This is a genomic window from Mesorhizobium sp. CA6, assembly GCF_020165035.1.
Lineage (GTDB): Bacteria > Pseudomonadota > Alphaproteobacteria > Rhizobiales > Rhizobiaceae > Mesorhizobium.
Genome location: NZ_JAIUHI010000034.1, coordinates 1 through 24,452, shown reverse-complemented (window position 1 = coordinate 24,452; position 24,452 = coordinate 1). Strand labels below are relative to the sequence as shown.

General features: G+C 64.3%; 26 protein-coding genes. 20 read left to right on the top strand and 6 right to left on the bottom strand.

Going from position 1 to position 24,452, the window contains the following annotated elements; translation table 11 throughout:
• The first annotated feature begins 297 nt into the window (after positions 1 to 297).
• Positions 298 to 1,707, top strand: a complete 1,410-nt coding sequence (gene leuC / locus LB526_RS29310) for a 3-isopropylmalate dehydratase large subunit (protein WP_224532139.1) — start codon at positions 298 to 300, stop codon at positions 1,705 to 1,707.
• A gap of 63 nt (positions 1,708 to 1,770) precedes the next feature.
• On the opposite strand, the gene LB526_RS29305 is transcribed toward leuC, so the two are convergent.
• On the bottom strand, positions 1,771 to 2,076 hold the full coding sequence (locus LB526_RS29305) for a hypothetical protein (RefSeq protein WP_095769553.1): 306 nt from the start codon (positions 2,074 to 2,076) through the stop codon (positions 1,771 to 1,773).
• Positions 2,077 to 2,236: 160 nt separating this feature from the next.
• Between LB526_RS29305 and LB526_RS29300 the strand changes: the two genes are divergently transcribed.
• On the top strand, positions 2,237 to 3,433 hold the full coding sequence (locus tag LB526_RS29300) for a sensor domain-containing diguanylate cyclase (protein WP_224532140.1): 1,197 nt from the start codon (positions 2,237 to 2,239) through the stop codon (positions 3,431 to 3,433).
• A 307-nt stretch (positions 3,434 to 3,740) separates the two neighbouring features.
• On the opposite strand, the gene LB526_RS29295 is transcribed toward LB526_RS29300, so the two are convergent.
• Entirely contained in the window at positions 3,741 to 4,088 is a 348-nt protein-coding gene (locus LB526_RS29295; protein WP_224532141.1) for a hypothetical protein, read from the bottom strand.
• A gap of 351 nt (positions 4,089 to 4,439) precedes the next feature.
• Here LB526_RS29295 and LB526_RS29290 point away from each other — a divergent pair, with 351 nt between their 5' ends.
• The 7 genes from LB526_RS29290 to LB526_RS29260 all read left to right on the top strand — a co-directional run bounded on the left by LB526_RS29290 (position 4,440) and on the right by LB526_RS29260 (position 9,929).
• Entirely contained in the window at positions 4,440 to 4,967 is a 528-nt protein-coding gene (locus LB526_RS29290; RefSeq protein WP_095769556.1) for a hypothetical protein, read from the top strand.
• A gap of 227 nt (positions 4,968 to 5,194) precedes the next feature.
• Entirely contained in the window at positions 5,195 to 5,617 is a 423-nt protein-coding gene (gene sdhC / locus LB526_RS29285; RefSeq protein ID WP_140646042.1) for a succinate dehydrogenase, cytochrome b556 subunit, read from the top strand.
• Positions 5,617 to 6,012: a succinate dehydrogenase, hydrophobic membrane anchor protein gene (sdhD, locus tag LB526_RS29280; RefSeq protein ID WP_224630623.1), complete on the top strand. Its 396-nt coding sequence runs from the start codon at positions 5,617 to 5,619 to the stop codon at positions 6,010 to 6,012. Before sdhC ends, sdhD begins: the two co-directional genes overlap by 1 nt.
• Before the next feature lie 4 nt (positions 6,013 to 6,016).
• Positions 6,017 to 7,852 carry a succinate dehydrogenase flavoprotein subunit gene (sdhA, locus tag LB526_RS29275; RefSeq protein WP_224630622.1) on the top strand — a complete coding sequence of 612 codons (1,836 nt, stop codon included), beginning with the start codon at positions 6,017 to 6,019 and terminating at the stop codon, positions 7,850 to 7,852.
• A 2-nt stretch (positions 7,853 to 7,854) separates the two neighbouring features.
• A complete protein-coding gene (locus LB526_RS29270) occupies positions 7,855 to 8,289 on the top strand; it encodes a DUF3052 domain-containing protein (protein ID WP_224630621.1) in 435 nt (144 codons plus the stop codon).
• Positions 8,289 to 9,068: a succinate dehydrogenase iron-sulfur subunit gene (locus LB526_RS29265; RefSeq protein WP_140634833.1), complete on the top strand. Its 780-nt coding sequence runs from the start codon at positions 8,289 to 8,291 to the stop codon at positions 9,066 to 9,068. The genes LB526_RS29270 and LB526_RS29265 overlap by 1 nt, the downstream gene beginning before the upstream one ends.
• 228 nt (positions 9,069 to 9,296) lie before the next feature.
• Entirely contained in the window at positions 9,297 to 9,929 is a 633-nt protein-coding gene (locus tag LB526_RS29260) for a YceH family protein (RefSeq protein WP_224630620.1), read from the top strand.
• Positions 9,930 to 10,149: 220 nt separating this feature from the next.
• On the opposite strand, the gene LB526_RS29255 is transcribed toward LB526_RS29260, so the two are convergent.
• The gene (locus LB526_RS29255) at positions 10,150 to 10,575 is read right to left on the bottom strand and encodes an OsmC family protein (protein WP_124998336.1); all 426 of its coding nucleotides are present in this window, start codon (positions 10,573 to 10,575) and stop codon (positions 10,150 to 10,152) included.
• 105 nt (positions 10,576 to 10,680) lie between these two features.
• Here LB526_RS29255 and LB526_RS29250 point away from each other — a divergent pair, with 105 nt between their 5' ends.
• The 3 genes from LB526_RS29250 to LB526_RS29240 all read left to right on the top strand — a co-directional run bounded on the left by LB526_RS29250 (position 10,681) and on the right by LB526_RS29240 (position 12,035).
• Positions 10,681 to 11,007: a hypothetical protein gene (locus LB526_RS29250; protein ID WP_224630619.1), complete on the top strand. Its 327-nt coding sequence runs from the start codon at positions 10,681 to 10,683 to the stop codon at positions 11,005 to 11,007.
• Complete coding sequence (locus tag LB526_RS29245; protein WP_224630618.1) at positions 11,004 to 11,360, top strand: YciI family protein; 357 nt, start codon at positions 11,004 to 11,006, stop codon at positions 11,358 to 11,360. The genes LB526_RS29250 and LB526_RS29245 overlap by 4 nt, the downstream gene beginning before the upstream one ends.
• A 144-nt stretch (positions 11,361 to 11,504) precedes the next feature.
• Positions 11,505 to 12,035: a hypothetical protein gene (locus LB526_RS29240; RefSeq protein WP_140700723.1), complete on the top strand. Its 531-nt coding sequence runs from the start codon at positions 11,505 to 11,507 to the stop codon at positions 12,033 to 12,035.
• 332 nt (positions 12,036 to 12,367) lie between these two features.
• Here the strand turns inward: LB526_RS29240 and LB526_RS29235 are convergent, their stop codons facing one another.
• A complete protein-coding gene (locus tag LB526_RS29235) occupies positions 12,368 to 13,645 on the bottom strand; it encodes a ubiquinone biosynthesis hydroxylase (RefSeq protein WP_224630625.1) in 1,278 nt (425 codons plus the stop codon).
• 103 nt (positions 13,646 to 13,748) lie between these two features.
• Between LB526_RS29235 and tesB the strand changes: the two genes are divergently transcribed.
• From tesB to xth, 7 genes are all read left to right on the top strand, one after another.
• Positions 13,749 to 14,612, top strand: coding sequence for an acyl-CoA thioesterase II (tesB, locus tag LB526_RS29230; RefSeq protein WP_095769566.1), 864 nt, complete (start codon positions 13,749 to 13,751; stop codon positions 14,610 to 14,612).
• Positions 14,613 to 14,859: 247 nt separating this feature from the next.
• Positions 14,860 to 15,198, top strand: a complete 339-nt coding sequence (locus LB526_RS29225; RefSeq protein WP_006327120.1) for a P-II family nitrogen regulator — start codon at positions 14,860 to 14,862, stop codon at positions 15,196 to 15,198.
• A 94-nt stretch (positions 15,199 to 15,292) separates the two neighbouring features.
• Entirely contained in the window at positions 15,293 to 16,576 is a 1,284-nt protein-coding gene (locus LB526_RS29220) for an ammonium transporter (protein WP_318013295.1), read from the top strand.
• 265 nt (positions 16,577 to 16,841) lie between these two features.
• On the top strand, positions 16,842 to 17,120 hold the full coding sequence (locus tag LB526_RS29215; RefSeq protein ID WP_140698272.1) for a hypothetical protein: 279 nt from the start codon (positions 16,842 to 16,844) through the stop codon (positions 17,118 to 17,120).
• A 223-nt stretch (positions 17,121 to 17,343) separates the two neighbouring features.
• On the top strand, positions 17,344 to 20,022 hold the full coding sequence (locus LB526_RS29210) for a DNA translocase FtsK (protein ID WP_224630617.1): 2,679 nt from the start codon (positions 17,344 to 17,346) through the stop codon (positions 20,020 to 20,022).
• 285 nt (positions 20,023 to 20,307) lie between these two features.
• Positions 20,308 to 20,976: an outer-membrane lipoprotein carrier protein LolA gene (locus LB526_RS29205; protein WP_140846382.1), complete on the top strand. Its 669-nt coding sequence runs from the start codon at positions 20,308 to 20,310 to the stop codon at positions 20,974 to 20,976.
• Positions 20,977 to 21,201: 225 nt separating this feature from the next.
• Positions 21,202 to 22,008 (top strand): exodeoxyribonuclease III, encoded by an 807-nt coding sequence (gene xth, locus LB526_RS29200; RefSeq protein ID WP_224630616.1) that lies wholly within the window; start codon positions 21,202 to 21,204, stop codon positions 22,006 to 22,008.
• Positions 22,009 to 22,292: 284 nt separating this feature from the next.
• On the opposite strand, the gene LB526_RS29195 is transcribed toward xth, so the two are convergent.
• Together LB526_RS29195 and LB526_RS29190 are read right to left on the bottom strand one after the other, a co-directional pair.
• Positions 22,293 to 22,748 (bottom strand): Crp/Fnr family transcriptional regulator, encoded by a 456-nt coding sequence (locus LB526_RS29195; protein ID WP_140846384.1) that lies wholly within the window; start codon positions 22,746 to 22,748, stop codon positions 22,293 to 22,295.
• Between the two features lie 266 nt (positions 22,749 to 23,014).
• Positions 23,015 to 23,698, bottom strand: coding sequence for a response regulator transcription factor (locus LB526_RS29190; protein WP_095769573.1), 684 nt, complete (start codon positions 23,696 to 23,698; stop codon positions 23,015 to 23,017).
• 84 nt (positions 23,699 to 23,782) lie between these two features.
• Here LB526_RS29190 and LB526_RS29185 point away from each other — a divergent pair, with 84 nt between their 5' ends.
• On the top strand, positions 23,783 to 24,379 hold the full coding sequence (locus LB526_RS29185) for a L,D-transpeptidase (protein ID WP_224630615.1): 597 nt from the start codon (positions 23,783 to 23,785) through the stop codon (positions 24,377 to 24,379).
• The last annotated feature ends 73 nt before the right edge of the window (positions 24,380 to 24,452 follow it).

Below are 24,452 nucleotides of genomic sequence, written 5' to 3'. Positions count from 1 at the left end.
CTCTCCGTCCCGGCTTCGCCGGGCCACCTCTCCCCACTTCGTGGGGCGAGGAACCAGGTTCCGGCCGCTAATTGCCGAAAAGGCAAAACATTGCTATCTACCGCGCCATGGAAAAGCTTTTCAGCGATCCGGCCTATAAGGGTTTCGTGCTGCAGGACAGAAAGCGCCTGCCGTCGCGTTTCTCCGCGCGCGTCTGCGGCGCTCTCACCAGCCGACTTCGCTGAACCGACCGATCGCAGTCGTCGCGCCGGATTGCCGGCGTCCCTTTCCCATTATCATATCGACGGATTTACGCACATGAGCGCACCGCGCACCCTCTACGACAAGATCTTCGACGACCACACGGTCGACCGCCAGGACGACGGCACCTGCCTGCTCTATATCGACCGCCACCTCGTGCACGAGGTCACCAGCCCGCAGGCCTTCGAAGGCCTGCGCATGAGCGGCAGAAAAGTCCGGCATCCGGAAAAGACGCTGGCCGTGGTCGACCATAACGTGCCGACCTCGCCCGAGCGCAAGTTCGGCATCAAGAACGAGGAAAGCCGCATCCAGGTCGAGGCGCTGGCCAAGAACGCCAAGGATTTCGGCATCGAATATTATTCCGAGAACGATGTCCGCCAAGGCATCGTCCACATCATCGGGCCCGAGCAAGGCTTCACGCTGCCCGGCATGACCATCGTCTGCGGCGACAGCCATACCTCCACGCATGGCGCGTTCGGCGCGCTTGCGCATGGCATCGGCACGTCCGAGGTCGAGCATGTGCTGGCGACGCAAACGCTGATCCAGCGCAAGGCCAAGAACATGCTGGTGCGCGTCGACGGCCAGCTGCCGGAAGGCGTCACCGCCAAGGACATCATCCTCGCCATCATCGGCGAGATCGGCACCGCCGGCGGCACCGGCTACGTCATCGAATATGCCGGCGAAGCGATCCGCTCGCTGTCGATGGAAGGCCGCATGACGATCTGCAACATGTCGATCGAAGGCGGCGCCCGCGCCGGCCTGATCGCGCCGGACGAGACGACCTTCGCCTATGTCAAGGACAAGCCGCGCGCCCCGAAGGGCGCCGCCTGGGATGCGGCGCTCGCCTATTGGAAGACCCTGCAGTCCGACGAAGGCGCGCATTTCGACAAGGTCGTGGTGCTCGACGCGCAGAAACTGCCGCCGATCGTCTCCTGGGGTTCTTCGCCCGAGGACGTCGTCTCGGTGCAGGGTACCGTGCCCGATCCGCAAGAGATCGCGGACGAGAACAAGCGCAGCTCGAAGATCCGCGCGCTCGACTATATGGGGCTGACGCCCGGAACCAAGATCACCGACATCGAGCTCGACCGCGTCTTCATCGGTTCCTGCACCAATGGCCGCATCGAGGACTTGCGCGCCGCAGCCAAGGTGGTCGAGGGCAAGAAGGTCAATCCGCGCGTCAATGCCATGATCGTGCCGGGTTCGGGCCTGGTCAAGGAACAGGCGGAGGCCGAGGGCCTCGACAAGATCTTCGTCGCCGCCGGCTTCGACTGGCGCGAGCCGGGCTGCTCGATGTGCCTGGCCATGAACGACGACCGGCTGAAGCCGCATGAACGCTGCGCCTCGACCTCGAACCGTAATTTCGAGGGCCGGCAGGGCTTCAAGGGCCGCACTCATCTGGTGTCGCCGGCCATGGCGGCGGCCGCGGCGATCGCCGGCCACTTCGTCGACATCCGCGACTGGAAGTAACAGCCGGCCGCGTCTCTCAACAAGGGCCCGGACACGACGTCCGGGCCTTTTGCTTTCAGCGATCTATCTGCGAATGATCTCGTGAAACTCCTCGCGCCGGCCGGGCTCGTCGGCGGCGACGACCAAGGCCAGCTGCCGCTCGTCAAAGATCCTGAACCACTCGTCCCACTCCACGAGTTCGTAGCCGCCGCTGTTGATCGGACGCTCCGGGCGGTCGGTGTCTTCATAGGCCTGCTGCCCAAAAACCAGCCGCAGCATGGGCTGCGTTCCGGCTTCGGGCGAGACGTCGACGATGGCCGGGAAGCCGGCGCGCGCCGCCGCCCAGGAGCGGATTTCATCGTGGTTCGTCAAAGTGATCGTGCCCGCCATCTCGATCGTCTCCCGTCTGGCGTCTCCTGTCTGGCCGGACAACGCCGCTCCGGCAGGCCGGTTCCGCGTGGCATGCGATGTATCTATCGAGACTTAACCGCTTGTTTGGGCTTGCGTCCTAGTATCTCCCGTTGGGTAAGTTGGGAAAAGTCGCAGTCTTTTGGACACCGGTCTGCTCATAGCGCTGCTCAATCCGACGATAGCGCTGGCGCTTGGCGCTGCGTTCCTCGTGCTGTGGTCCTATCAGCGCCATCGACCGTATCTGGCTGTGCTCGGCGCGAGCTACTGCCTGTCGGCGCCGGGTTTCCTGCTGCAATATTTCACGCTTCCGATCGGCGTGGCGCTGACCAAGCTCGTTTCCAACATCTGCTTCACGATCGCGGCCTGCTGCCTCGCCAGCGCGATCATCGCGCGCTACGGGCGGCGCGTGCCCTATGTCGGGATCGGCATCGTGACCGGCGGCGGGCTCGCCGCCTTCATCTGGTTCATGTTCGTCCAGCCGGACCTCACCTGGCGCGTGCTTGCGATGAATTTCGGCTTCGGCGCGCTCAGCCTGCTGGTCGGCGCCGAGCTGAGAACGGTGCGCCACAACGGCCCAACCGAGAAAATCCTGCTCGTGCTGTCGCTGCTTTCGGGGCTGAACTTCATCGCCCGCACGCTGGTTGTCGTCATCGCGCACGGGCCGTTCCCCAGCTATGACGGCTTCTACGGATCGTCCTACTGGACGACCGCGCTGCTTTCGCACGCGCTGTTGTCGCTGCTGACCGCGCTTTGCCTGTTCACGGCGGCGGCGCTCGATGTGATGAGGGCGCTGAAGGACGAGACCCATACCGACCCGCTCTCGGGCATCCTCAATCGCCGCGGCTTCGAGGAGCGGGCGAACCTGTTGCTCGACGAGTGCGGCAAGGCCGGATTTCCCGTCGCGCTGGTGCTTGCCGATCTCGATCACTTCAAGGCGCTGAACGACCGGCACGGCCATGAGGCAGGCGACCGGGTGATCGCCGACTTCGCCGCCAAGCTGCGCTCCGCCACCGGCGCGCGCGGGGCCGCCGGCCGCATCGGCGGCGAAGAGTTCGCCGTGCTTCTGCCGCTCAGCGACCTGGGGGCGGCAAGGCTCTTCGCCGAAGCGATCCGCGCCTTCTATTCGGCCGGCGCGATCGAGGGCCTGCCGCCCGGCGTCAGGGTGACCGCCAGCTTCGGCGTCGCCGCCCGCTCCGGCAGGGAAGGGCTGATGCCGCTGATGCGGCGCGCCGACGAGGCGCTCTACAAAGCCAAGAAGAATGGCCGCGACAGCGTGCGGCTTTCCTATGAGAGACCTGAAACCGCCTTCGCTGCCGAGCCGCTCGCCGTCGGCTGATACATCCAGGCCCGGCGCAACCCCCTGCTAGTCCAGAAGGCGATCGCAACGTTCGCGATTGCCCGAAGCTCCTGCAATTTCGTCATCCTCGGGCTTGACCCGAGGATCCATGCCGTTACCTCCGTCGTAGAATGCTGCGGCGCAAATTCCGTAACCGCCGAAACGCCTTAATGGAACGGCATGGATTCTAGGGTCTGCGCGCGTCGCTCCGCTCCTTGCTTCGCCCTAGAATGACGACAGGCCGGGCCTTGCCGGCCGCGATTGCGTGCGCGTGTCAGGCTGTGGCGGAGCCGAACGCCGACGGCCTTCAGCGGCAAGGATTGAGATTGGGCATCTCGCCGTCGGAAAGCCCGTACATATAGGAACGGCCCTTGACCAGCACCGGCGGCTGGTAGCAGCCGGGCGCGCCAGCCTCGTCCGCATCGTCATAGATCACATCCGGCTGGCCGCCGGTGTATTGGGAAAGTTCTTTCGCTAGCTTGCCTTCGCCGACGATGATGCGCTTGTAGCCGGCGGCGCTGTCGATGACGAGATTGCCGAAGGAATCGGCATAGACGCGGTCGTGATGGCGCAAGCCAGCCTCGGCCGGCGCGGCGATCGCCAGCGCGGCCAGCGTTGCGGCCGCGAGGCTTATCCGCAGTGAATTCGAACGCATGTCGCTCTCCCTGGTCGGCGCGCAGATCGCGCGCCTCGGAAATTAACTCTTTCTTAACCTTTGTTAAGAGGCGGGAGGCTTTCGGCGCCGGTTCTTAAGAAACATGGTTAATTTTCGAGGATCGAGCTCCATCAGGCGACGGGCGCGGTCCTGGATAGCCGGCTGACCCAGGGTCAACTTGATCTTGCGGCGCCGCATGGCTACAGCGGTCCACCGTCTCACGGAAAGGGCAACCGCCTATCTCTTTGTTTCGACGCAATTCCGGACGGAAGGATACGCGAAGGCGCCCGACCCAGCCGTTCACACTTTTCCTGGAATTGCTGTAGCGTGCCGCACACGAAAGGGCAGCGCATGAGCTTTGGCCACACGGTTCGGGTGTCGATCACCATCCCGCTGCTTCTCGCGGCCGCGGCTTGCGTGCCGCAGGACGGCGCGCCGAAGGCGGCGAATGCCGCCCCACCCGCTGGCTCGACTGCTCCGGCCCCGCAGTCCGCTGCACCCGTGGTGCCGCCAGCAGCTGCAACACCCCCGATACCTGCAACAGCCCCGGTAGCTACAACCGCGCCGGCACCTGCAACGACCAAGACCCCCGCAACCCGCGCGCCCGCAACCAAGATCGTCACAGACCTTACCGTGCCGCGGTCCGGCATCGGCACGGCCAACTATAGATGCGGCAATGGCGGCATGATCACCATCCAGAATCTCGGCTCGTCGTTACGCCTGGTCCGCCCGGACGGCTCGACCGAGGAATTCGCGGCCTCACCCACCAACCAGAGCAGCCGTTACCAGGAAGCGGCGACGCATGACGCAATCGTGATCGACGGACGCGAAGCGCTGGTGATGAAGAGAGGATCGACGCCGCAGACTTGTCGGAGATAGCGCTCTTTGTTGCACTGCAACGAACGCTGCGCCGGCGTCGGAACAGCCGCTAATCGATTGAAGCGCGTGAAGGCCAATTTCTCACACTAAATGATGTTTCCAAAACGATTTTCCGGCTTTGACGCGGTGCAAAAAGAGCATTAGAAACCGGCTGTCCGATGCCATAAATGGGGGCGGCAAACGCCGCATTCCCATCTCGGCATTCAGGATGCCGAACTGGGGGAGCCATGAGCAAATCACCAGCCACCCGCGCAGTTGCCAGACGTGAACGGCCGCTCTCGCCGCATCTGACGATCTACCGGCCGCCGATCACGATGACGATGTCGATCATCCATCGCATCACCGGCGGCGCGCTCTATTTCGGGACGCTGCTGGTGGCGGCCTGGCTGATTGCCGCTTCGAGCTCGCAGGCCGCATTCGACTGGGTCAACTGGGCCTTCGGCTCCTGGCTCGGCCGACTTGTTCTCTTCGGCTACACCTGGGCGCTGATGCACCACATGCTGGGCGGGCTGCGCCACCTCGTCTGGGACACCGGCGCGGGACTGGAAAAACACACCGCGTCCAGGATCGCTTGGGCGACGCTCGCCGGCTCGATCGTGCTGACGCTGCTGATCTGGATCGCCGGCTATATGGCGCGGGGAGCTTTCTGATGAGCGCCAACAATTCGGACATGCGCACGCCGCTGGCGAAGGTCCGCGGCCTCGGTTCGGCCCGCGAGGGCACCGGTCATTTCTGGCGGCAGCGGCTGACCGCCATCGCCAACATTCCTTTGATCCTGTTCTTCGTCGGCTTCCTCATCGCGGTCAACGGCCATGACTACACGGATGTGCGGGCGGCGCTTGCGAACCCGTTCGTGGTGGTCATGCTCGGGCTGGTGCTGATCTCGCCGCTTTACCACATGCGCATCGGCATGCAGGTGATCATCGAGGATTACGTGCATGGCGAGGGCATGAAGCTGGCGCTGATCGCGCTCAACACCTTCTTCTGCGTGGCAGTCGGCGTCGCTTCGCTGTTTGCCCTGCTCAAACTCGCATTCGGAGGCTGACGTCTTGGCCAACGCAAATACAGCCAGCACGGCTTCCGCCTATACTTTTGTCGACCACAAGTTCGACGTCGTGATCGTTGGCGCCGGCGGCGCCGGCCTGCGCGCCACGCTCGGCATGGCCGAGCAGGGGCTGCGCACCGCCTGCATCACCAAGGTTTTCCCGACGCGCTCGCATACCGTCGCGGCGCAAGGCGGCATCGCCGCCTCGCTGTCGAACATGGGGCCGGACTCCTGGCAATGGCACATGTACGACACCGTCAAGGGCTCGGACTGGCTGGGCGATGTCGACGCCATGGAATACATGGTGCGCGAGGCGCCGGCCGCCGTCTACGAGCTCGAGCATTATGGTGTGCCGTTCTCACGCACCGAGGAAGGCAAGATCTACCAGCGGCCGTTCGGCGGCCATATGATGAACTATGGCGACGGTCCGCCGGTGCAGCGCACCTGTGCGGCCGCCGACCGCACCGGCCACGCCATCCTGCACACGCTCTACGGCCAATCGCTGAAGAACAACGCGCAGTTCTTCATCGAGTATTTCGCGCTCGACCTGATCATGGAGCCGGACGGCACCTGCACCGGCGTCATGGCTTGGAACCTCGACGACGGCACAATCCACCGCTTCTCGGCCAAGATGGTGGTGCTGGCGACCGGCGGCTATGGCCGTGCGTATTTCTCCGCCACCTCGGCGCATACCTGCACCGGCGACGGCGGCGGCATGGCGGCCAGGGCCGGGCTGCCGCTGCAGGACATGGAGTTCGTGCAGTTCCATCCGACCGGCATCTACGGCGCCGGCTGCCTGATCACCGAGGGCGCGCGCGGCGAAGGCGGCTATCTCGTCAATTCCGAGGGCGAGCGCTTCATGGAGCGCTACGCGCCGTCGGCCAAGGACCTCGCCTCGCGCGACGTCGTCTCGCGCTGCATGACGCTGGAGATCCGCGAGGGCCGCGGCGTCGGCAAGAACAAGGACCACATCTTCCTGCATCTCGACCATCTTGACCCGGCGGTGCTGCACGAGCGGCTGCCGGGTATTTCCGAGTCGGCCAAGATCTTTGCCGGCGTCGACCTCACCAAGGAGCCGATCCCGGTGCTGCCGACGGTGCACTACAATATGGGCGGCGTGCCGACCAATTACTGGGGCGAGGCGCTCAATCCGACCTTCGACAATCCGGACCGCGTGTCGCCCGGCCTGATGGCGGTGGGCGAGGCCGGCTGCGCCTCGGTGCATGGCGCCAATCGGCTCGGCTCCAACTCACTGATCGACCTCGTCGTGTTCGGCCGCGCGGCGGCAATCCGCGCCGGCCATGTGATCGACCGCAAGTCGGCGATCCCGTCGCCCAACGCGGCCTCGGTCGAGAAGATCATGGAGCGCTTCGACAGGCTGCGCCATGCCAACGGCTCGACGCCGACGGCCGTGCTGCGCGAGAAGATGCAGCGCGCCATGCAGGAAGACGCCGCCGTATTCCGCACGCAGGAATCGCTGGAGAACGGCTGCAGGCGCATTTCGGAACTCTGGGGCGAGCTCAAGGACATCAAGGTCACCGACCGCTCGATGATCTGGAATTCCGACCTCGTCGAGACGCTGGAGCTGGAAAACCTGATGGTTAACGCCATCACCACGGTCTACGGCGCCGAGGCGCGCAAGGAGAGCCGCGGCGCGCATGCGCGCGAGGATTTCTCGGCGCGCGACGACGCCAACTGGCGCAAGCATACGCTGGCCCATCTGAGCGAGGACGGCAAGGTGACGCTGACCTACAGGCCGGTGCATACCGAGCCGCTGCTGGCGGAGAAGGACGGCGGCATCAGCCTGGCCAAGATCGCGCCGAAGGCGCGGGTGTATTGACCATGGCGCAGGCGACCACGGGATATTCCGGCACGCCGCTCCCGGCCAAGCTTGGCCTCAGGGACGGCATGGTCGCCGCTTTCATCGCGCTGCCGCCGGAACTCGATGAACTGACCAAGGCAGTGTCCTTTGCCGGCGTCGACCGGCTCGCCGAGTGGTCGGCGATCTCGGGCAGCCGGAAATACGATGCCGTGCACGCCTTCACCCGGCAGCGCGCCGAGGTCGAGGACGGCCTGGCCGGCATCGAGACGGCGATCAAGCGCGACGGCATGGTCTGGGTCTCTTGGCCGAAGAAGGCATCGAAAGTGCCGACCGACGTCACCGAGGACGTCATCCGGTCGGAGGCGCTGAAGCGCGACCTGGTCGACGTCAAGGTCGCCGCCGTGAACGAAATCTGGTCCGGGCTGAAGCTCGTCATCCGAAAGGACCGCAGGTAATGGTCGAACTCACGCTTCCCAGGAACTCGAAGGTCCAGCAAGGCAAGACCTGGCCGAAGCCGGAAGGCGCGACCAACCTGCGCGAATACCGCATCTACCGCTGGTCGCCAGACGATGACGCGAATCCGCGCATGGACACCTATTTCGTCGACATGGACGATTGCGGGCCGATGGTTCTCGACGCGCTGTTGTGGATCAAGAACAAGATCGATCCGACGCTGACGCTGCGCCGTTCCTGCCGCGAAGGCATTTGCGGCTCCTGCGCCATGAACATCGACGGCTCCAACACGCTGGCCTGCACCAAGGGCGTCGAGGACATTTCCGGCGCGGTGAAGATCTATCCGCTGCCGCACATGCCGGTGATCAAGGACCTGGTGCCGGACCTCACCAATTTCTACGCCCAGCACGCCTCGATCGAGCCGTGGCTGAAGACGGTCTCGCCGACGCCCGCCAAGGAATGGCTGCAGAGCCATGAGGACCGCGAGAAGCTCGACGGGCTCTACGAATGCATCCTGTGCGCCTGCTGCTCGACCTCCTGCCCGAGCTATTGGTGGAACGGCGACCGTTATCTCGGCCCGGCCACGCTGCTGCAGGCGTACCGCTGGCTGATCGACAGCCGCGACGAGGCGACGGGCGAGCGGCTCGACAATCTCGAAGACCCGTTCCGGCTCTATCGCTGCCACACCATCATGAACTGCGCGCAGGCCTGCCCGAAGGGGCTCAATCCCGCCAAGGCGATCGCCGAGATCAAGAAGATGATGGTGGAGAGAAGGGTTTAGTTCTCGCGGCCTTACTCGCAGGTAGCGATCCTTCGCGCCCCCCTCTGTCCTGCCGGACATCTCCCCCACAGGTGGGGAGATTGGCCGTCACCGCTGCTTTCGCCGATCTCCAAGGTTGAAGGATAAGGCGCCGTCGGCGAAGCTGCTAATCTCCCCCCAAGTGGGGGAGATGTCCGGCAGGACAGAGGGGGGCGCTGTCCCGCCAGCGTCAGAAAGGATAGGCAACCCATGACCGATCTCCCCATCCTCTCACCCGTCGAAGCGCGTGTGCTGGGCTCGCTGATCGAGAAGAAGGAACTGACGCCGGACGTCTATCCGCTGACGCTCAACGGCGCGCACCAAGCCGCCAACCAGAAGACGGCGCGCGAGCCGGTGATGGCGCTGGAGCTGGCGGAGGTCCGGCGGGCCTTGAGCACGCTCGAGCAGAAAGGCCTCGTGCGCCAGGCCTTTGCCTCGCGCGTCGAGCGCTACGAGCATCTGATGGCGCAGCGCTTTTCGCTGACCACGCCGCAGATCGCGGTGATCGGGCTGCTGCTGTTGCGCGGCGCGCAGACGGCTCATGAATTGCTCGCCCGTTCGGAACGCATGGCGCGCTTTGCCTCGATCGAGGAGCTGCGCGGTAATCTAGACCTGATGATCGGCCGCCGGCCGCCGCTGATCGAGCTGCTCGAACGTGCGCCCGGCCAGCGCGAGGAGCGCTATGTGCATCTGCTGAGTGGTCCGGTGGAAGCGGCAGCGGTGGCGGCGGCGCCCTGGCAGCCGGCGGCGACATCTTCGGACACCGACCTCGAGGCGCGGGTCAAGGCGCTGGAGGAAGAGGTCGCGGTGTTGCGGGCGAAGATCGAGGCGCTGGGGGGCTAGACTGGCTCTCACCAGAAACGTTGGTGCGAGGCCCCCCTCTCTGTCCTGCCGGACATCTCCCCCTCAAGGGGGGAGATCAGATGTCGCGTCGGCTTTCGCCAACCGCCGACGGCGCCGGATGAGCAAGGCGCGGAAGCTGCCAATCTCCCCCCTTGAGGGGGAGATGCCCGGCAGGGCAGAGAGGGGGGCGAAGGATCGCCAGCCTTTGCGGAGAAGTTTCTCACCCCAGCCTGGCATCCAACGACACCTTAATCGCCCCCAGCGCCTTCGACACCGGGCATTCGGCCTTGGCCTTCTCGGCCAGCTCCTTGAACTTCGCCGCGTCGATGCCCGGCACCTTGCCGACCAGGGTGATGGCGCTGCCGGTGATGCCGGTGCCGGGCACCAGCGTCACCACCGCCTTGGCGTCGAGCTCGGCGGCCGGCGTGCCGTTTTCGGCGAGGAAGTGCGACAGCTGCATGGCGTAGCAGCCGGCATGCGCGGCGGCGATCAGCTCTTCCGGATTGGTGCCGGATTTGCCGCTCTCGTCCTCGAAACGCGCCTTGAACGAATAGGGTGTGCCCTTCAAGGTGCCGCTCTGGGTGTCCAGCGTGCCGTTGCCTTCCTTCAGATTGCCTTTCCAGACGGCGTTTGCGGTGCGGTCCATGGAATCCTCCTGCCTTGTCGGGGTTTGCGCCGGCGGGCGCCGACGTTCTCAGGAACTATAGCGCGGGCGCGGCGGAAGACCATCCATGGCCCGGCATGATTGTGCTTGCGCGAGGCGCTTCGAAAATTCTCAAAAAAAGAGCATGCAAAAATGTCGACTTCCCGTCTGCCCGACCGTCCTGCGGGCGGCCACTCCCGGCCGATGGAGGTTAAGATGGACAATCTGTTTCTTGCGGTCTGGGGAAAGCCCGAGCGAAAAGGGAGGCGACTTGAAGAGTTCTGGCTCGATCCGCCGGCGCTTGGCTTCGGCCGGCTGGCGGCCGCCATCGCCATCATCGGCATCGCGACATGCCTGCTCGACCATGCGGCGACGGCAGGCAAAACCGACACCGTCGCCTCCTATAATTCATCGACGAAAGGAAGCTCGAAATGAAATATGTGCTGCTGGTCTATGGCGAGGAAAAGGACCTCTACGCGCTGACCCCAGAGCGCATGGCCAAGCTCGATGCCGACTCGCTCGGCTATGATCGGGAGCTCGACCGGCAAGGCAAGCTGGTCATCGCGCAGGCGCTGCAGTCGGTGAAGACGTCGAAATCGCTCCGGCGGCGCAAGGGCAAGGTGCTGGTGACCGACGGCCCTTTCGCCGAGACCAAGGAGCAATTGCTGGGCTTCGTCATGGTCGAGGCTGCCGATCTCGACGAAGCGCTCGACATCGCGGCCAAGATCCCGCTGGCGGAGCTCGGTACGGTCGAGATCAGGGCGATCTACGACGTCCCGGGGTCATAGCCGCCGGTCAGCATGGGCGCGACGCCGGTTGAAGTTGTCTCTTGCTGGAATCATCTTCAGGGTTTCTTCACCGGCCGCAACCGTTGCGTGTTGAAGCGGTGCCGCGCTTCTTTTATCGTCGCCGCGATTTCGGGGGAATTCGGCATGCCTTTCCTGATCGCCATCCTCGGCCTGCTCGGAGCGGCCGCCATCTGGTGGTACCGGCTGAAATATATGAGCGACGCCGCGCGCGAGGTCGCCGATGTCGTCGGGCGCGTCCAGGGCAACATCCGTCGCAAGAAATTGCGCAATCAGGCCGCGCTCTCACCGCTGACGGCGATCGACGATCCGGTGGTGGCGGCGGCGACGCTGATCACCGCGATCGTCGCGGAGCACGGTCCGGTCCTGCCGCAGCGCGAGGCGGTCATTCGCGAGGTGATCGCGCAGATCGCGGACAGCCAGAAGAAGACCGACGAGGCGGTCGTCTACGCCAAATGGGCCGCCGCGCAGATCGACGACACGACGATCGTCATCGACAAGCTGGCGCCGTTCCTGCGCGAGCGCCTCGATCCGCATGAGCGGGACGACCTGCTCAGGATGCTGAACCGCGTCGCGCAAGGCGGCGGGCAGAGCCTCAGGATCGCCGACCAGCGGATGCTGAGGTTGCGGCAGAAGCTGGGCTTCGAGGTGAACTAGAATTCAGGTGAGGCCGGCCTGCAAATGGTGGCTTCCTGCGCTTCCGGTGCTCACGTACTTCAAGTACGCTCCGCTCCGGTTCTCGGAAGCCGCCATTTTCGACTCGGCCTGACCTGAATTTGCCACGGCGCCACAAGGCGATCAGATCGCCTGACTTCGTGATTGGCCGAAACGTCTCTTCCGTGAGCTGTAAGCGTTGCAGCGGTGCAGAATTCTGCTCCGCAGCACCTGTGATTAAAGTCACGGAATGGATCCTCGGGTCTTCGCGTCCGCTTCGCTCCCGCTCCGCCCGTGGATGACGACCGTCGTCTAGGCTTCGGCCAGTAAGGCGTTCAGATCGCCTCGCCCTTCAGCAGCCTCGGCGTGTCGCCGGAGAGGCCCGAGGCCTGACGGATGAAGAACTCCTTCAGCCTCGGCATGCGTTCCACCAGCCCCAGCCCGATGTCGCGGACCTGGCGCAGCGGGCCGATGTCGTTGGAGAAGAGCCGGTTCAAGACGTCGGTGGTGATGCCCATCTGCAGCGTGTCGAAGCGGCGCCACTGCTGGTAGCGTTCGAGCACGTCGAGCGCGCCGATATCCTGGCCGAGCCGGTCGGCCTCGACCACGACTTCGGCCAGGGCGGCGACATCCTTGAAGCCCAGATTGAGGCCCTGGCCGGCGATCGGGTGGATGCCGTGCGCGGCGTCGCCGGCCAGCGCGAAGCGCGGTGCAACGAAGGCGCGGGCGAGCGTCAGGCCGAGCGGCCAGGCGCGCGGCTTGTCGGCAACTCTTATTTCGCCAAGCTTCAGGCCGAAGCGCTGCTCCAGATCGTGCTCGAAGACGAACTCGTCGCCCTCGACCAGCGCCTTGGCATCTTGCGTGCGCTCCACCCAGACGATCGACGAGCGGTTGGTGCCGTCCTTGTCCGGCTTCAGCGGCAGCGTGGCGAAGGGGCCGGCAGGGAGGAAATGCTCCTCGGCGCGGCCGTTGTGCGGGCGCTCATGCGCAACCGTGCAGACGATGCCGGACTGACCGTATTCCCATTTGACCGTCTTGATGCCGGCCATGTCGCGTAATTTCGAATTGACGCCATCGGCGGCGACCAGCAGCCGCGCCTTCAGTGCGGCACCGTCGGCCAGATGCACGGTGATGCCGGCGCCATTGGTGTCGAAGGCGCTGACCGCCATGCCTTCGATGATGTCGATGCCAAGCTTTTCGGCGCGGCGGCGCAGCGCGCCGTTCAGGTCGCGGTTGGCGACCATATGGGCGAAAGGCTCGCCGGGCGCCACCTCGCCGTCGAAGGTCAAGAACACCGGACGCACCGGGTCGGCGGCGCGCGAATCGGTGATGATCATCTCGGTGATCGCTTGCGCTTCCGGGGCGATCTCTTCCCAGACGCCGAGCTGTTCCAGCATGCGGCTGGCGGCTGCTGCGATGGCCGAGGCGCGGCCGTCTTTCTGCCAGGCGCCGGCGGGGGCGGCATCGACGATGGCTATGGCGAGGCTAGGGCGCGCCTGCTTCAGCGACACGGCCGCCGTGAGGCCGACATAGCCTGCGCCGGCGATGAGCACGTCGAGCGGCGCTTCGCGCTTCTCATTGGTGCCTTCTGCATTCGGCTTGCGGTCGACCATGGCGTCATCCTTTCGCGGCTTCGGTCGGCTGCGGTCTGCGGCCTTGACTGCCTGCGCGTCCTGTCCGAAACCGGCCATGGCACATCCTTGAAGGATTTCAAACATGACCGCGGCCATGGACGAGCTTCTCGACATTCTCGACCTCGAGCAGCTCGAACACAATCTGTATCGTGGTCGCAGCCCCAAGGTCGACTGGCAGCGCGTCTTCGGCGGCCAGACCATCGCCCAGGCGCTGGTCGCCGCGCAGCGCACGGTGGAACCCGAACGCCACGTGCATTCGCTGCACGGCTATTTCATGCGGCCGGGCGACACCAAGCTGCCGATCGTCTACGAGGTCGACCGCATCCGCGACGGCGGCTCCTTCACCACGCGCCGCGTGGTGGCGATCCAGCATGGGCAGGCGATCTTTTCGCTGGAGGCGTCCTTCCAGCAGGACGAGGTCGGGCTCGAGCATCAGCTGCCGATGCCGCGCGACGTGCCGGCGCCCGACACCCTGCTCACACAACGCGAGCTGCTCGGCAAGTTCGGCGAGGCGGTGCCGGAAGGCATTAGGCGCTACTGGGAGCGCGACCGGCCGATCGAGATGAAGCCGGTGATGCTGAAGCACTACACGAGCCGCGAGAAACTGGAGCCGCAGCAGAACATCTGGATCCGCACCACCGGCCCGGTGCCGGAAGACCGCGCCATTCAGGCGGCCGTGCTTGCCTATCTTTCGGACATGACGCTGCTCGACACCTCTACCTTCGCGCATGGCCGCGCCATCTTCGACCGCGACATCCAGGCCGCCAGCCTCGACCACGCCATGTGGTTCCACCGCAGCCATTCGCTGGACGACTGGATCCTCTACAATCAGGACAGCCCGTCGACGCAAGGGTCGCGCGGCTTCACCCGCGGCTCGCTGTTCGCGCGGGATGGGACACTGATCGCCTCGGTCGCCCAGGAAGGCCTGATTCGGCTGAAACGCTGAGCCGGCTTCAGGCTACTGCCTGGAATACGTGCATTTTCGATTTTTTGCCTATTTTATAAGCAGGCATCCTGCCATGCCCGTGCGCGAATGATGTGCACCGATTGCCCATTCTCTTTGTTTACAACAGGTTAACACCCTGCTTCGGCAATTGGCACGGAGCTTGAATCCTGTCGGGCACTCTCCGGCTCCTCGGGATCGGTGAAGGTGTGCAAACGCGGGGGACCGCAACAGCAAAGGGTGAAACCTTATGAAAATCGTGATGGCAATCATCAAGCCGTTCAAGCTCGACGAGGTGCGCGAAGCGCTAACCGCCGTCGGCATCCAGGGCCTGACCGTCACCGAGGTCAAAGGCTACGGGCGTCAGAAGGGGCATACCGAAATCTATCGCGGCGCGGAATACGCGGTCAGCTTCCTGCCCAAGATCAAGATCGAGGTCGCGGTCGGCGCCGACATGGTCGACAAGGCCGTCGAAGCCATCACCGCGGCCGCCAAGACCGGCCAGATCGGCGACGGCAAGATCTTCGTCTTCGGCATCGACCAGGCGGTACGCATCCGCACCGGCGAAACAGACACCGACGCGCTCTAAGCGGCGACCATCCATACCAACGGAGAGTTCAATGAATATTCCTTCCACCTTGAAGACGACGGGACGCGCGGCCGCTTCGCTCGCGCTTGTGGCCATGAGCACCGTCGCCGCCATCGCGCAGGAGGCCGCCCCGGCAGCTACTGCCGCGGCGCCCGCCGCGCCGGCGCCGGCGCTCGACACCGGCAACACCGCCTGGATGCTGACTTCGACGGCGCTGGTGCTGATGATGACGATTCCCGGCCTGGCGCTGTTCTACGGAGGCATGGTGCGCAAGAAGAACGTGCTCGCCACCATCATGCAGAGCTTCGCCATCACCTGCCTGGTGACGGTGCTGTGGTTCATGTTCGGCTATTCGCTCGCCTTCTCCGACGGCGGCGCCACGAACGCTTATCTCGGCGGCTTCTCGAAATTCTTCCATCACGGCATCACCGTCTCGACGCTGTGGGCGCCGGGCGTGGCGAACATTCCTGAATTCGTCTTCTCGATGTTCCAGATGACCTTCGCCATCATCACGCCGGCGCTGATCGCCGGCGCCTTCGCCGAGCGCATGAAGTTCTCGGCGCTGCTGATCTTCATGGGCCTGTGGCTGGTCTTCGTCTACGCGCCGATCGCGCATTGGGTGTGGGGCGGCGGCTTCCTCGGTTCGGCCGGCGTGCTCGACTTCGCCGGCGGCACGGTCGTCCATATCAACGCTGGTGTCGCGGGCCTGGTCTGCGCGCTGGTGCTCGGCAAGCGCGAGGGCTACGGCACCACCAACATGGCGCCGCACAACCTCGTTTATTCGGTGATCGGCGCGTCGCTGCTGTGGGTCGGCTGGTTTGGCTTCAACGCCGGTTCGGAACTGGCTGCCGACGGCCTTGCGGGCGCGGCGATGATGAACACGCAGGTCGCCACCGCCGCCGCGGCGCTGGCCTGGATGTTCGCCGAATGGATCGTCGCCAAGAAGCCTTCGGTGCTCGGCATCATCTCGGGCGCCGTCGCCGGCCTCGTCGCGGTGACGCCTGCTTCCGGTTTCGTCAACCCGACCGGCGCCTTCATCGTCGGCATCATCGCCGGCGTGGTCTGCTACCTGTCTGCGGTCAAGCTCAAGCATGCTTTCGGCTATGACGACTCGCTCGATGCTTTCGGCGTCCACGGCGTCGGCGGCATCGTCGGCGCGCTGCTCACCGGCGCGCTGGCAGATCCGGCGATCAACGCCCTCGGCAAGGACGCCTCGGTCGGCAAGCAGCTCTACGGCATCGCCTTCACCATCCTGTGGACGGCGATCGCCACCTTCGTAATCCTCTACATCGTCAAGGCTCTGGTCGGCCTGCGTCCGTCGACCCAGGAAGAGGTCGAAGGCCTCGACGTCACCCAGCACGGCGAAGTTGTGCCGTAAGGCAGACTTCGCCAAGGGCCGGCGGATCCTCCTCCCGCCGGCCCGGAATTCCTCCCAAGATCCCGTCGTGACGCTCTCGAAAAGCGCTCACGCCTTGAGGCCCGGAACACCCTTCCGGGCCTCCTTTTTGTCGGGCGGCCATCCAAGCCGTTTCGATCACATTCACTTGATCCGCCGGCATGAAACATCAGCCCGTCAGATTCCGTACTGGGATAGCGGGCGTCATCAAGGCGTCCCCCAGAACAAGAGGGAAGGAAACCACCTGATGAACATCAAGAACATCGTCCTGGGAGCAATGGCTCTTTCGATGATCAGCGGCGTTGCACTCGCCGGTGCTCTCGATGAGCCGTCCAACATGGCCCCGTTCTTCACCGACTCCAGCATGAAGACCATGAAGCCGGAAGCCGACTTCAAGGCGGCCTGGGCTTCGATGCCGAAGGACAAGCAGGACATGATGATGAAGGAATGCCAGGACGCGGCGATGAGCAAGCCTCACGCCGAATTCTGCGCCAATCTCATGGCCTATGGCGGCGCCAACAAGTGATCGTGGAAGGTCAGGTCCCGGAAGGGCCTGATCCTATCGGCGTTTGAAGACAGGGAGGTGGCGGGCCGCGAGCCTGCCATCTTTGTTTCCGCGCCATGGTCTCCGCGCCATGCGGGTAAAGGCCCATGGTTAATGCGGCCTTAACCTTCCCCCCGATAGTCTGGCGTTCGAATCTGCCGGAATGCGCCATGCGCCCGGCCAGGCAACGATCACGGGGAAGAGCATGCGTTCAGGCGCTTCAGCACCGCTCGCGCTGACCGATACAGGGCACGGCATCCAGGCATTCGCGCGGCGTCAGGTCGGGCGGCTGGTCGGCGCGGGGCTGTTCCTGTTCACCGCCTTCGGCATTGCCGCTCTAGCCACATGGAATGTCGCCGATCCGAGCTTCTCGCACGCCACCAGCAACGTCGTCACCAACGCCATGGGCTATGCAGGCGCGGTGTTCTCCGACCTCGCCATGCAGTTCTTCGGCCTTGCCGCCGTCGCGGGGCTGGTGCCGGCGGTGATCTGGGGCTTCCTTCTGTTTTCCGCGCGCGGCGTCGACAAATTGCCGAAGCGCGGCTTCGCATGGTTCGGCTTTGCGCTCACCGCCGCAGCCATCGCCGGCTGCGTGACGCCGCCAAACACCTGGCCGCTGCCCACCGGCCTCGGCGGCGTGTTCGGCGACATGGTTCTGAAAATCCCGGGCATCGCGGTCGGCGGTTATCCGAAAGGCCTGTTCGCCAGCATCATAGCGGTCATCCTCGCCGCGCCGATGTTGTGGCTGTTCGCCTATGGCTCGGCGCTGATCGCGCGCAAGAACGGCTTTGCCGTCACGGAGCGCGCTGCCCGGCCCGATCCGCGCGAGCAGGACGAGATGCTGTTCGACGAGGATGAGGACGAGGGCGACGAGGGGATACTTGCGCTCGGCGCCATCACCCATTGGTGGCTGTCGTTCCGCGCCTTCCTGCACCGCCGCGCCGAGCGGCGCAGGCGCGAGCGCGACGAGTTCGAACCGCCGATGGAACCCAAGGCAAGCGCCTGGCGGCGCGCGGCCGAGCGGGTCGAATCGGCCGAGTTCGCCGAGGCCCGCATGAGCCCCGGCGGCCGCGCCCGCGTCGAGCCGGAATTCTTCGCCGCCATGGTCAATGACCGCAGCGTTTCGGTCGATCCGGTCGATGAAGACATTTTCGGCGACGAGGCGGACGAAGACGCCGACCTCGACGATTTCGACGACGAGGCGCCCACTCCGCGCCGCGCCGCGCCGGGCGCCAGAGTGCAGAATTTCCGCTCCGATGCCGCGACCCGCGTCGCGGCGCCGACGGCGCGACCCGTGCCGGGCGCCCGCGTCCAGCGCGAGGCGCAGACCTCGCTGATTGGTTCCGACACGTTCGAGATGCCGTCGCTGCATTTCCTGTCCGAGCCGAAGAACATCGCCAAGGATCCAAGCCTGTCGAAGGACGCGCTGGAGCAGAACGCGCGCCTGCTCGAAGGCGTGCTGGAAGATTTCGGCGTCAAGGGCGAGATCATCCATGTGCGACCCGGCCCGGTCGTCACGCTTTACGAGCTCGAGCCGGCGCCCGGCATCAAGTCCTCGCGCGTCATCGGCCTTTCCGACGACATCGCCCGCTCGATGAGCGCGATCGCCTGCCGCGTCGCCGTCGTTCCGGGACGCAACGCCATCGGTATCGAGCTGCCCAATGCCAAGCGCGAGACGGTCTATCTCAGAGAGATCATGGCCAGCCGCGATTTCGAGACGACCAAGGCCAAGCTGGCGCTGGCGCTCGGCAAGACGATCAACGGCGAGGCCGTCATCGTCGACATCGCCAAGATGCCGCACGTCCTGGTCGCCGGCACCACCGGCTCGGGCAAATCGGTCGCCATCAATACTATGATCCTGTCGCTGCTTTACCGGCTGACGCCGCAGGAATGCCGGCTGATCATGATCGACCCCAAGATGCTGGAATTGTCGGTCTATGACGGCATTCCGCATTTGCTCACGCCGGTCGTCACCGATCCGAAGAAGGCGGTCGTCGCGCTGAAATGGACGGTGCGCGAGATGGAAGACCGCTATCGCAAGATGTCCAAGGTGGGCGTGCGCAACATCGACGGCTTCAACGCGCGCGTCCAGCAGGCGGAGAAGAAGGGCGAAAAGATCTCCCGCACGGTGCAGACCGGCTTCGACCGCCAGACGGGCGAGGCGATCTACGAGACCGAGGACCTCGATCTTGAGCCGATGCCCTATATCGTGGTCATCATCGACGAGATGGCCGACCTGATGATGGTGGCCGGCAAGGACATCGAAGGCGCGGTGCAGCGCCTGGCGCAGATGGCGCGCGCCGCCGGCATCCATGTCATCATGGCGACGCAGCGCCCGTCGGTCGACGTCATCACCGGCACCATCAAGGCCAATTTCCCGACCCGCATCTCCTTCCAGGTGACGTCGAAGATCGACAGCCGCACCATTCTTGGTGAGCAGGGCGCCGAGCAGCTGCTCGGCATGGGCGACATGCTCTACATGGCCGGCGGCGGTCGCATCCAGCGCGTCCACGGCCCGTTCGTCTCGGACGACGAGGTCGAGAAGGTCGTCGGGCATCTGAAGCTGCAGGGCGTGCCGGAATATCTCGACGCCATCACCGAGGACGACGAGGAGGACGACGAGGACGGCCCGTCGGGCAAGGGCGGTTCCGGCGGCGGTGGCGGAGGCAATTTCGAGGATTCCGACGATCCCTACGATCAGGCGGTGGCGGTGGTGCTGCGCGACGGCAAGGCCTCGACCAGCTACATCCAGCGCCGGCTCGGCATCGGCTATAACCGCGCCGCCTCGATCATCGAGAAGATGGAGAAGGAAGGCATTGTCGGCCCGGCCAATCACGCCGGCAAACGTGAGATCCTGGTGCCGACAGAAGAGGACAAATTCTAGGGCTTATCGATATTCAGGTGAGGCCGGCCTGCAAATGGCGGCTTCCTGCGCTTCCGGTGCTCACGTACGAAAAGTACGCTCCGCTCCGGTTCTCGGAAACCACCATTTTCGACTCGGCCTGACCTGAATCTCGACAAACCCTGGCGCGGCGAGACACCGATCCGGGTCAGCAGGCAACCGGAAATCGTCTGGCGCGTTCAATGCGGGCTCTCGCCTACCCGCCAAACTTAGGCCCTAGTGGGAGTCCAGAAACTGCGGCGACACGAATCACAGAAAGTGACCGGCATGAAGACCCAGACCGAATTCGCCCTCACCCGCCGCCAGGTCCTTGGCCTCGGCCTGATGCTTGGCGGAGCCGCCGCTCTCAATCTCGTGCCGGGCTATCAGCTCATGGCCGCCGCGCAGGCCGCTGTGCCGCCGGCGGCGCAGAAGATCGCCGACCATTTCTCCTCGGTGAAGTCGATGAGCGGCGAGTTCGTCCAGTTCGGGCCGAAAGGCGAGCAGACCGGCGGCAAGTTCTTCCTGGAGCGTCCGGGCAAGATCCGCTTCAACTATGACGGCTCCTCGAACTTTCGCGTCATCTCCGACGGCAAGTCGGTGGTGATCCTCAATAAGAAGCTCAACACCTCCGACCTCTACCCGCTGTCGAAGACGCCGCTGAAATTGCTGCTCGACGACCGGATCGACCTCTCCGGCGGGCGCGTCAAGGCCGTCAAGGAAGAGGACGACCTCACCACCATCAAGCTTTCCGACAAGTCGGTGTTCGGCAATGCGACGATCACCATGATGTTCGATCCGAAGACCTACGAGCTGCGCCAGTGGACGATCACCGACGCTCAAGGGAAAGACACGACGGTGATGATCTTCAACGTCAAGGAAGGCGGCAACTTCCCGGCCGACACTTTCGCGATCGACTATACGGCGAACAGAGAGCTCAATACCAAGACCAGGTAGGTCCGCCGATATTCAGGTGAGGCCGGCCTGCGAATGGCGGCTTCCTGCGCTTCCGGTGCTCACGTACTTCAAGTACGCTCCGCTCCGGTTCTCGGAAGCCACCATTCTCGGCTCGTCCTGACCTGAATCTCAGCGAACCTACAACCTGGCGAAGGGCCTAGTCCGGCTTGTCTTTACCGCGCGCGGCTGGCACTAGATCGGCGATCTCTTGCCGGACCCGCCTGAATGCCCTTCACCATCGCCACCTGGAACATCAACTCCGTGCGCTTGCGCATGCCGATCGTCGAGCGGCTCCTGAAGGAGCACGCGCCCGACGTGCTCTGCCTGCAGGAAACCAAGGTCCCCGATGAGCTGTTCCCGGAAAAAGCCTTCCGCAAGGCGGGCTACGAGCACATCTTGTTCCACGGCCAGAAGGGCTATCACGGCGTCGCCACCGTCGCCCGCCGCCCGATCGAGCTGGTCGAAAAGCGACGGTTCTGCGAGATCGATGACAGCCGGCATCTGTCGGTCAGGGTGCAGGCGGGCGGCAAGTCGGTGCTGGTGCATAATTTCTACGTGCCCGCCGGCGGCGACGAGCCGGATCCGGAGATCAACCGCAAATTCAGGCACAAGCTCGATTTCGTCTACGAGATGAACTCCGTACCGGCGCGCGGGGACGAATCGTCCGCCTCGATCCTGGTCGGCGACCTGAACATCGCACCGCAGGAGCACGACGTCTGGTCGCACAAGCAATTGCTCAACGTCGTCAGCCACACGCCGGTCGAGACGACAAATTTCGAGGCGATGCGCACGGCCGGCGGCTGGGTCGACCTGATGCGGCTCAATGTGCCGGCCGAGCAGAAACTCTACACGTGGTGGAGCTATCGCGCGAAGGACTGGGAAGCCTCGAACCGCGGCCGCCGTCTCGATCATATCTGGTCATCCGCCAATCTGGTGTCGAGCTTTGCCGGCTACGAGATTCTCAAGGCGGCGCGCGGCTGGGAGAAGCCGTCCGACCATGTGCCGGTGATTGCGAAGTTTGAATTGGATTGAGGTTGGACGTCGGCGGCTAAGAGACGCAAACCTTCGCGTTCGTCATCCTAGGGCGGAGCGCCGCGTAGCGGCGCGCAGACCCTAGGATCCATTCCGTTACCGGTGCCGAAGGATGCAACGATGCAGAACAAAGAAGCCTTGGGCAGGCCGCTTCGCCCAGAAAACCTCATTCTACAAATGCGGCGAAGCGTCAACGTCACGGAATGGATTCTAGGGTCTGCGCGCGTCGCTTCGCTCCTTGCTCCGCCCTAGAATGACGAAGGCGCTTTCTGGCCGGCGCCATCCTACTCCGTAAACCGCGGCGCCAGTTCCTCGATGCGGGCGATCATCTGCTGGAATTCCTCCAGGATGCGCTCATGCAACAGCACCGCGATCTCCGGATATTCTTCCAGGATTCGGTGGAACATCTTGCGGCTCAATCGGATCACTTCCGAATCGACCGCGGCCGAGGCGCTGGTCAGCCGGTTGGTATCCGCGATCAGCGCCAGTTCGCTCAGCATGGTGCCTGGGCCTGCCGTACCGATCGGGACGCGTTCGCCGCCCAGCTCCCGATAGAGCGCGATCAAACCGCTGACCACGATATAAGCAGAATCAGCGACATCGTCCTCGCGGTACAGCTTATGGTCGGCCTGCAGCACGGTGGTCTCGGCGCCGAAGGCGAGCAGGCGCAGCTGTTCCTGCGTGAAGCCCTGGAAAAGCTTCACGCTTGACAGAATGCGGATGTCGTCATCCAGCGCCATCCTAGCTGTGTCCCCGAGCGGTCAGTCCAGTCCCTCCTTTGGAGCGGCGCGCCCTCCTGGGCTCGCGAAACGCTCCACCGTGCATCATGCGATCCGTGCAACGAGCCGACCCCATCACCCTCCAGCACCAGGATCGTACCCGAAGCGGTCCCGCCCGACCGCCCTAAATGTTTGTTTCGATGCAATTCCGGACGGTCGTCCTCGGCGAAGCCGCCGAGCCCAACCGTTTCACACTTTTCCTGGAATTGCTCTTGATCATGAAATGTTTAAGGAACCAGCTTGTAGCCGCCGCTTTCTGTCACAAGAATTTCGGCATTGGAAGGATCGCGCTCGATCTTCTGGCGCAACCGGTAGACATGGGTCTCCAGCGTGTGCGTGGTGACGCCGGAATTGTAGCCCCAGACCTCTTCCAAAAGAACGTCGCGCGTCACCACCTTCTGGTCGGCGCGGTAGAGGTATTTGATGATCGAGGCTTCCTTCTCGGTCAGCCGCACCTTGGCGCCGCGCGGATCGATCAGCAGCTTCTGGCTGGGCTTGAACGTATAAGGGCCGACGGAGAAGGTGGCATCCTCGCTCTGCTCATGCTGGCGAAGCTGGGCGCGGATGCGCGCGAGCAGCACGGCGAAGCGGAAGGGCTTGGTCACATAATCGTTGGCGCCGGCCTCGAGACCCAGGATCGTGTCGGAATCGGTGTCGTGGCCGGTCAGCATGATGATCGGCGCCTTGTAGCCGCCCTTGCGCAGGATCTTCACCGCCTCGCGGCCATCCATGTCGGGCAGGCCGACATCCATGATGAGCAGGTCGACGACGCCGCTGCGCGCCGCGGCAACGCCTTTTGCGGCGGTCGCTTCTTGCTGGACGTCGAATTCTTCGTAGAGCGCCAGCTGCTCAACCAGGGTGGCTCGCAAGTCGTCGTCGTCATCAACGATCAGAATGGTACGTGATGTCATGGATCAATCCGTTGTTTTAAAAAGAATATTCAGTTGACCTCCCCCCATTTATGCGGAAGCTCACCGGCGCAACAGCCGATCACAGTGATTTGTTCCGTGACCCAATCATACAAGAAAAAACGTGCGCGCAATGCGTCGGGCGCATTTTTGCCGAAGGGCTTGAACGTTTTGGTGGTGCGCGCGCGCCCCGGCAATCCCGCGCAAGGCTTCCTGCAAGCCGGCAAGACGGTGTTTCCCTGCGCTTTGGGGCGCGGCGGCATCTCCGCCAACAAGCATGAAGGGGACGGCGCGACGCCGTTGGCGTCGATGCGCATCCTGTCAGGCTATTTCCGGGGCGATCATTTCGCGGGCGGACGCAGGACGAGGCTGCCGATGGCGCCGATCGGCCCGGACCTCGGCTGGTGCGAGGTTCCGGACGACCGCAACTACAATCGCCCGGTCAAGATCCCCTATGGCGCCAGCCATGAGCGGATGAAGCGCGACGATCGGCTTTACGATGTCTGCCTGGTGCTCGACTGGAACATCGCACCGCGCCGGCGCGGGCGCGGCAGCGCGATCTTCTTCCATCTGGCCCGGCCGGGCTTCACGCCGACGCAAGGCTGCGTGGCGGTGACGGCGCGGACCATGGCGAGGCTGCTTCCGTTGCTGTCGGACAGGACGGTGGTGAAGGTGGTGAGGTAGGCAGTAGGCAGTAGGCAGTAGGCAGTAGGCAGTAGGCAGTAGGCAGTAGGCAGTAGGCAGTAGGCAGTAGGCA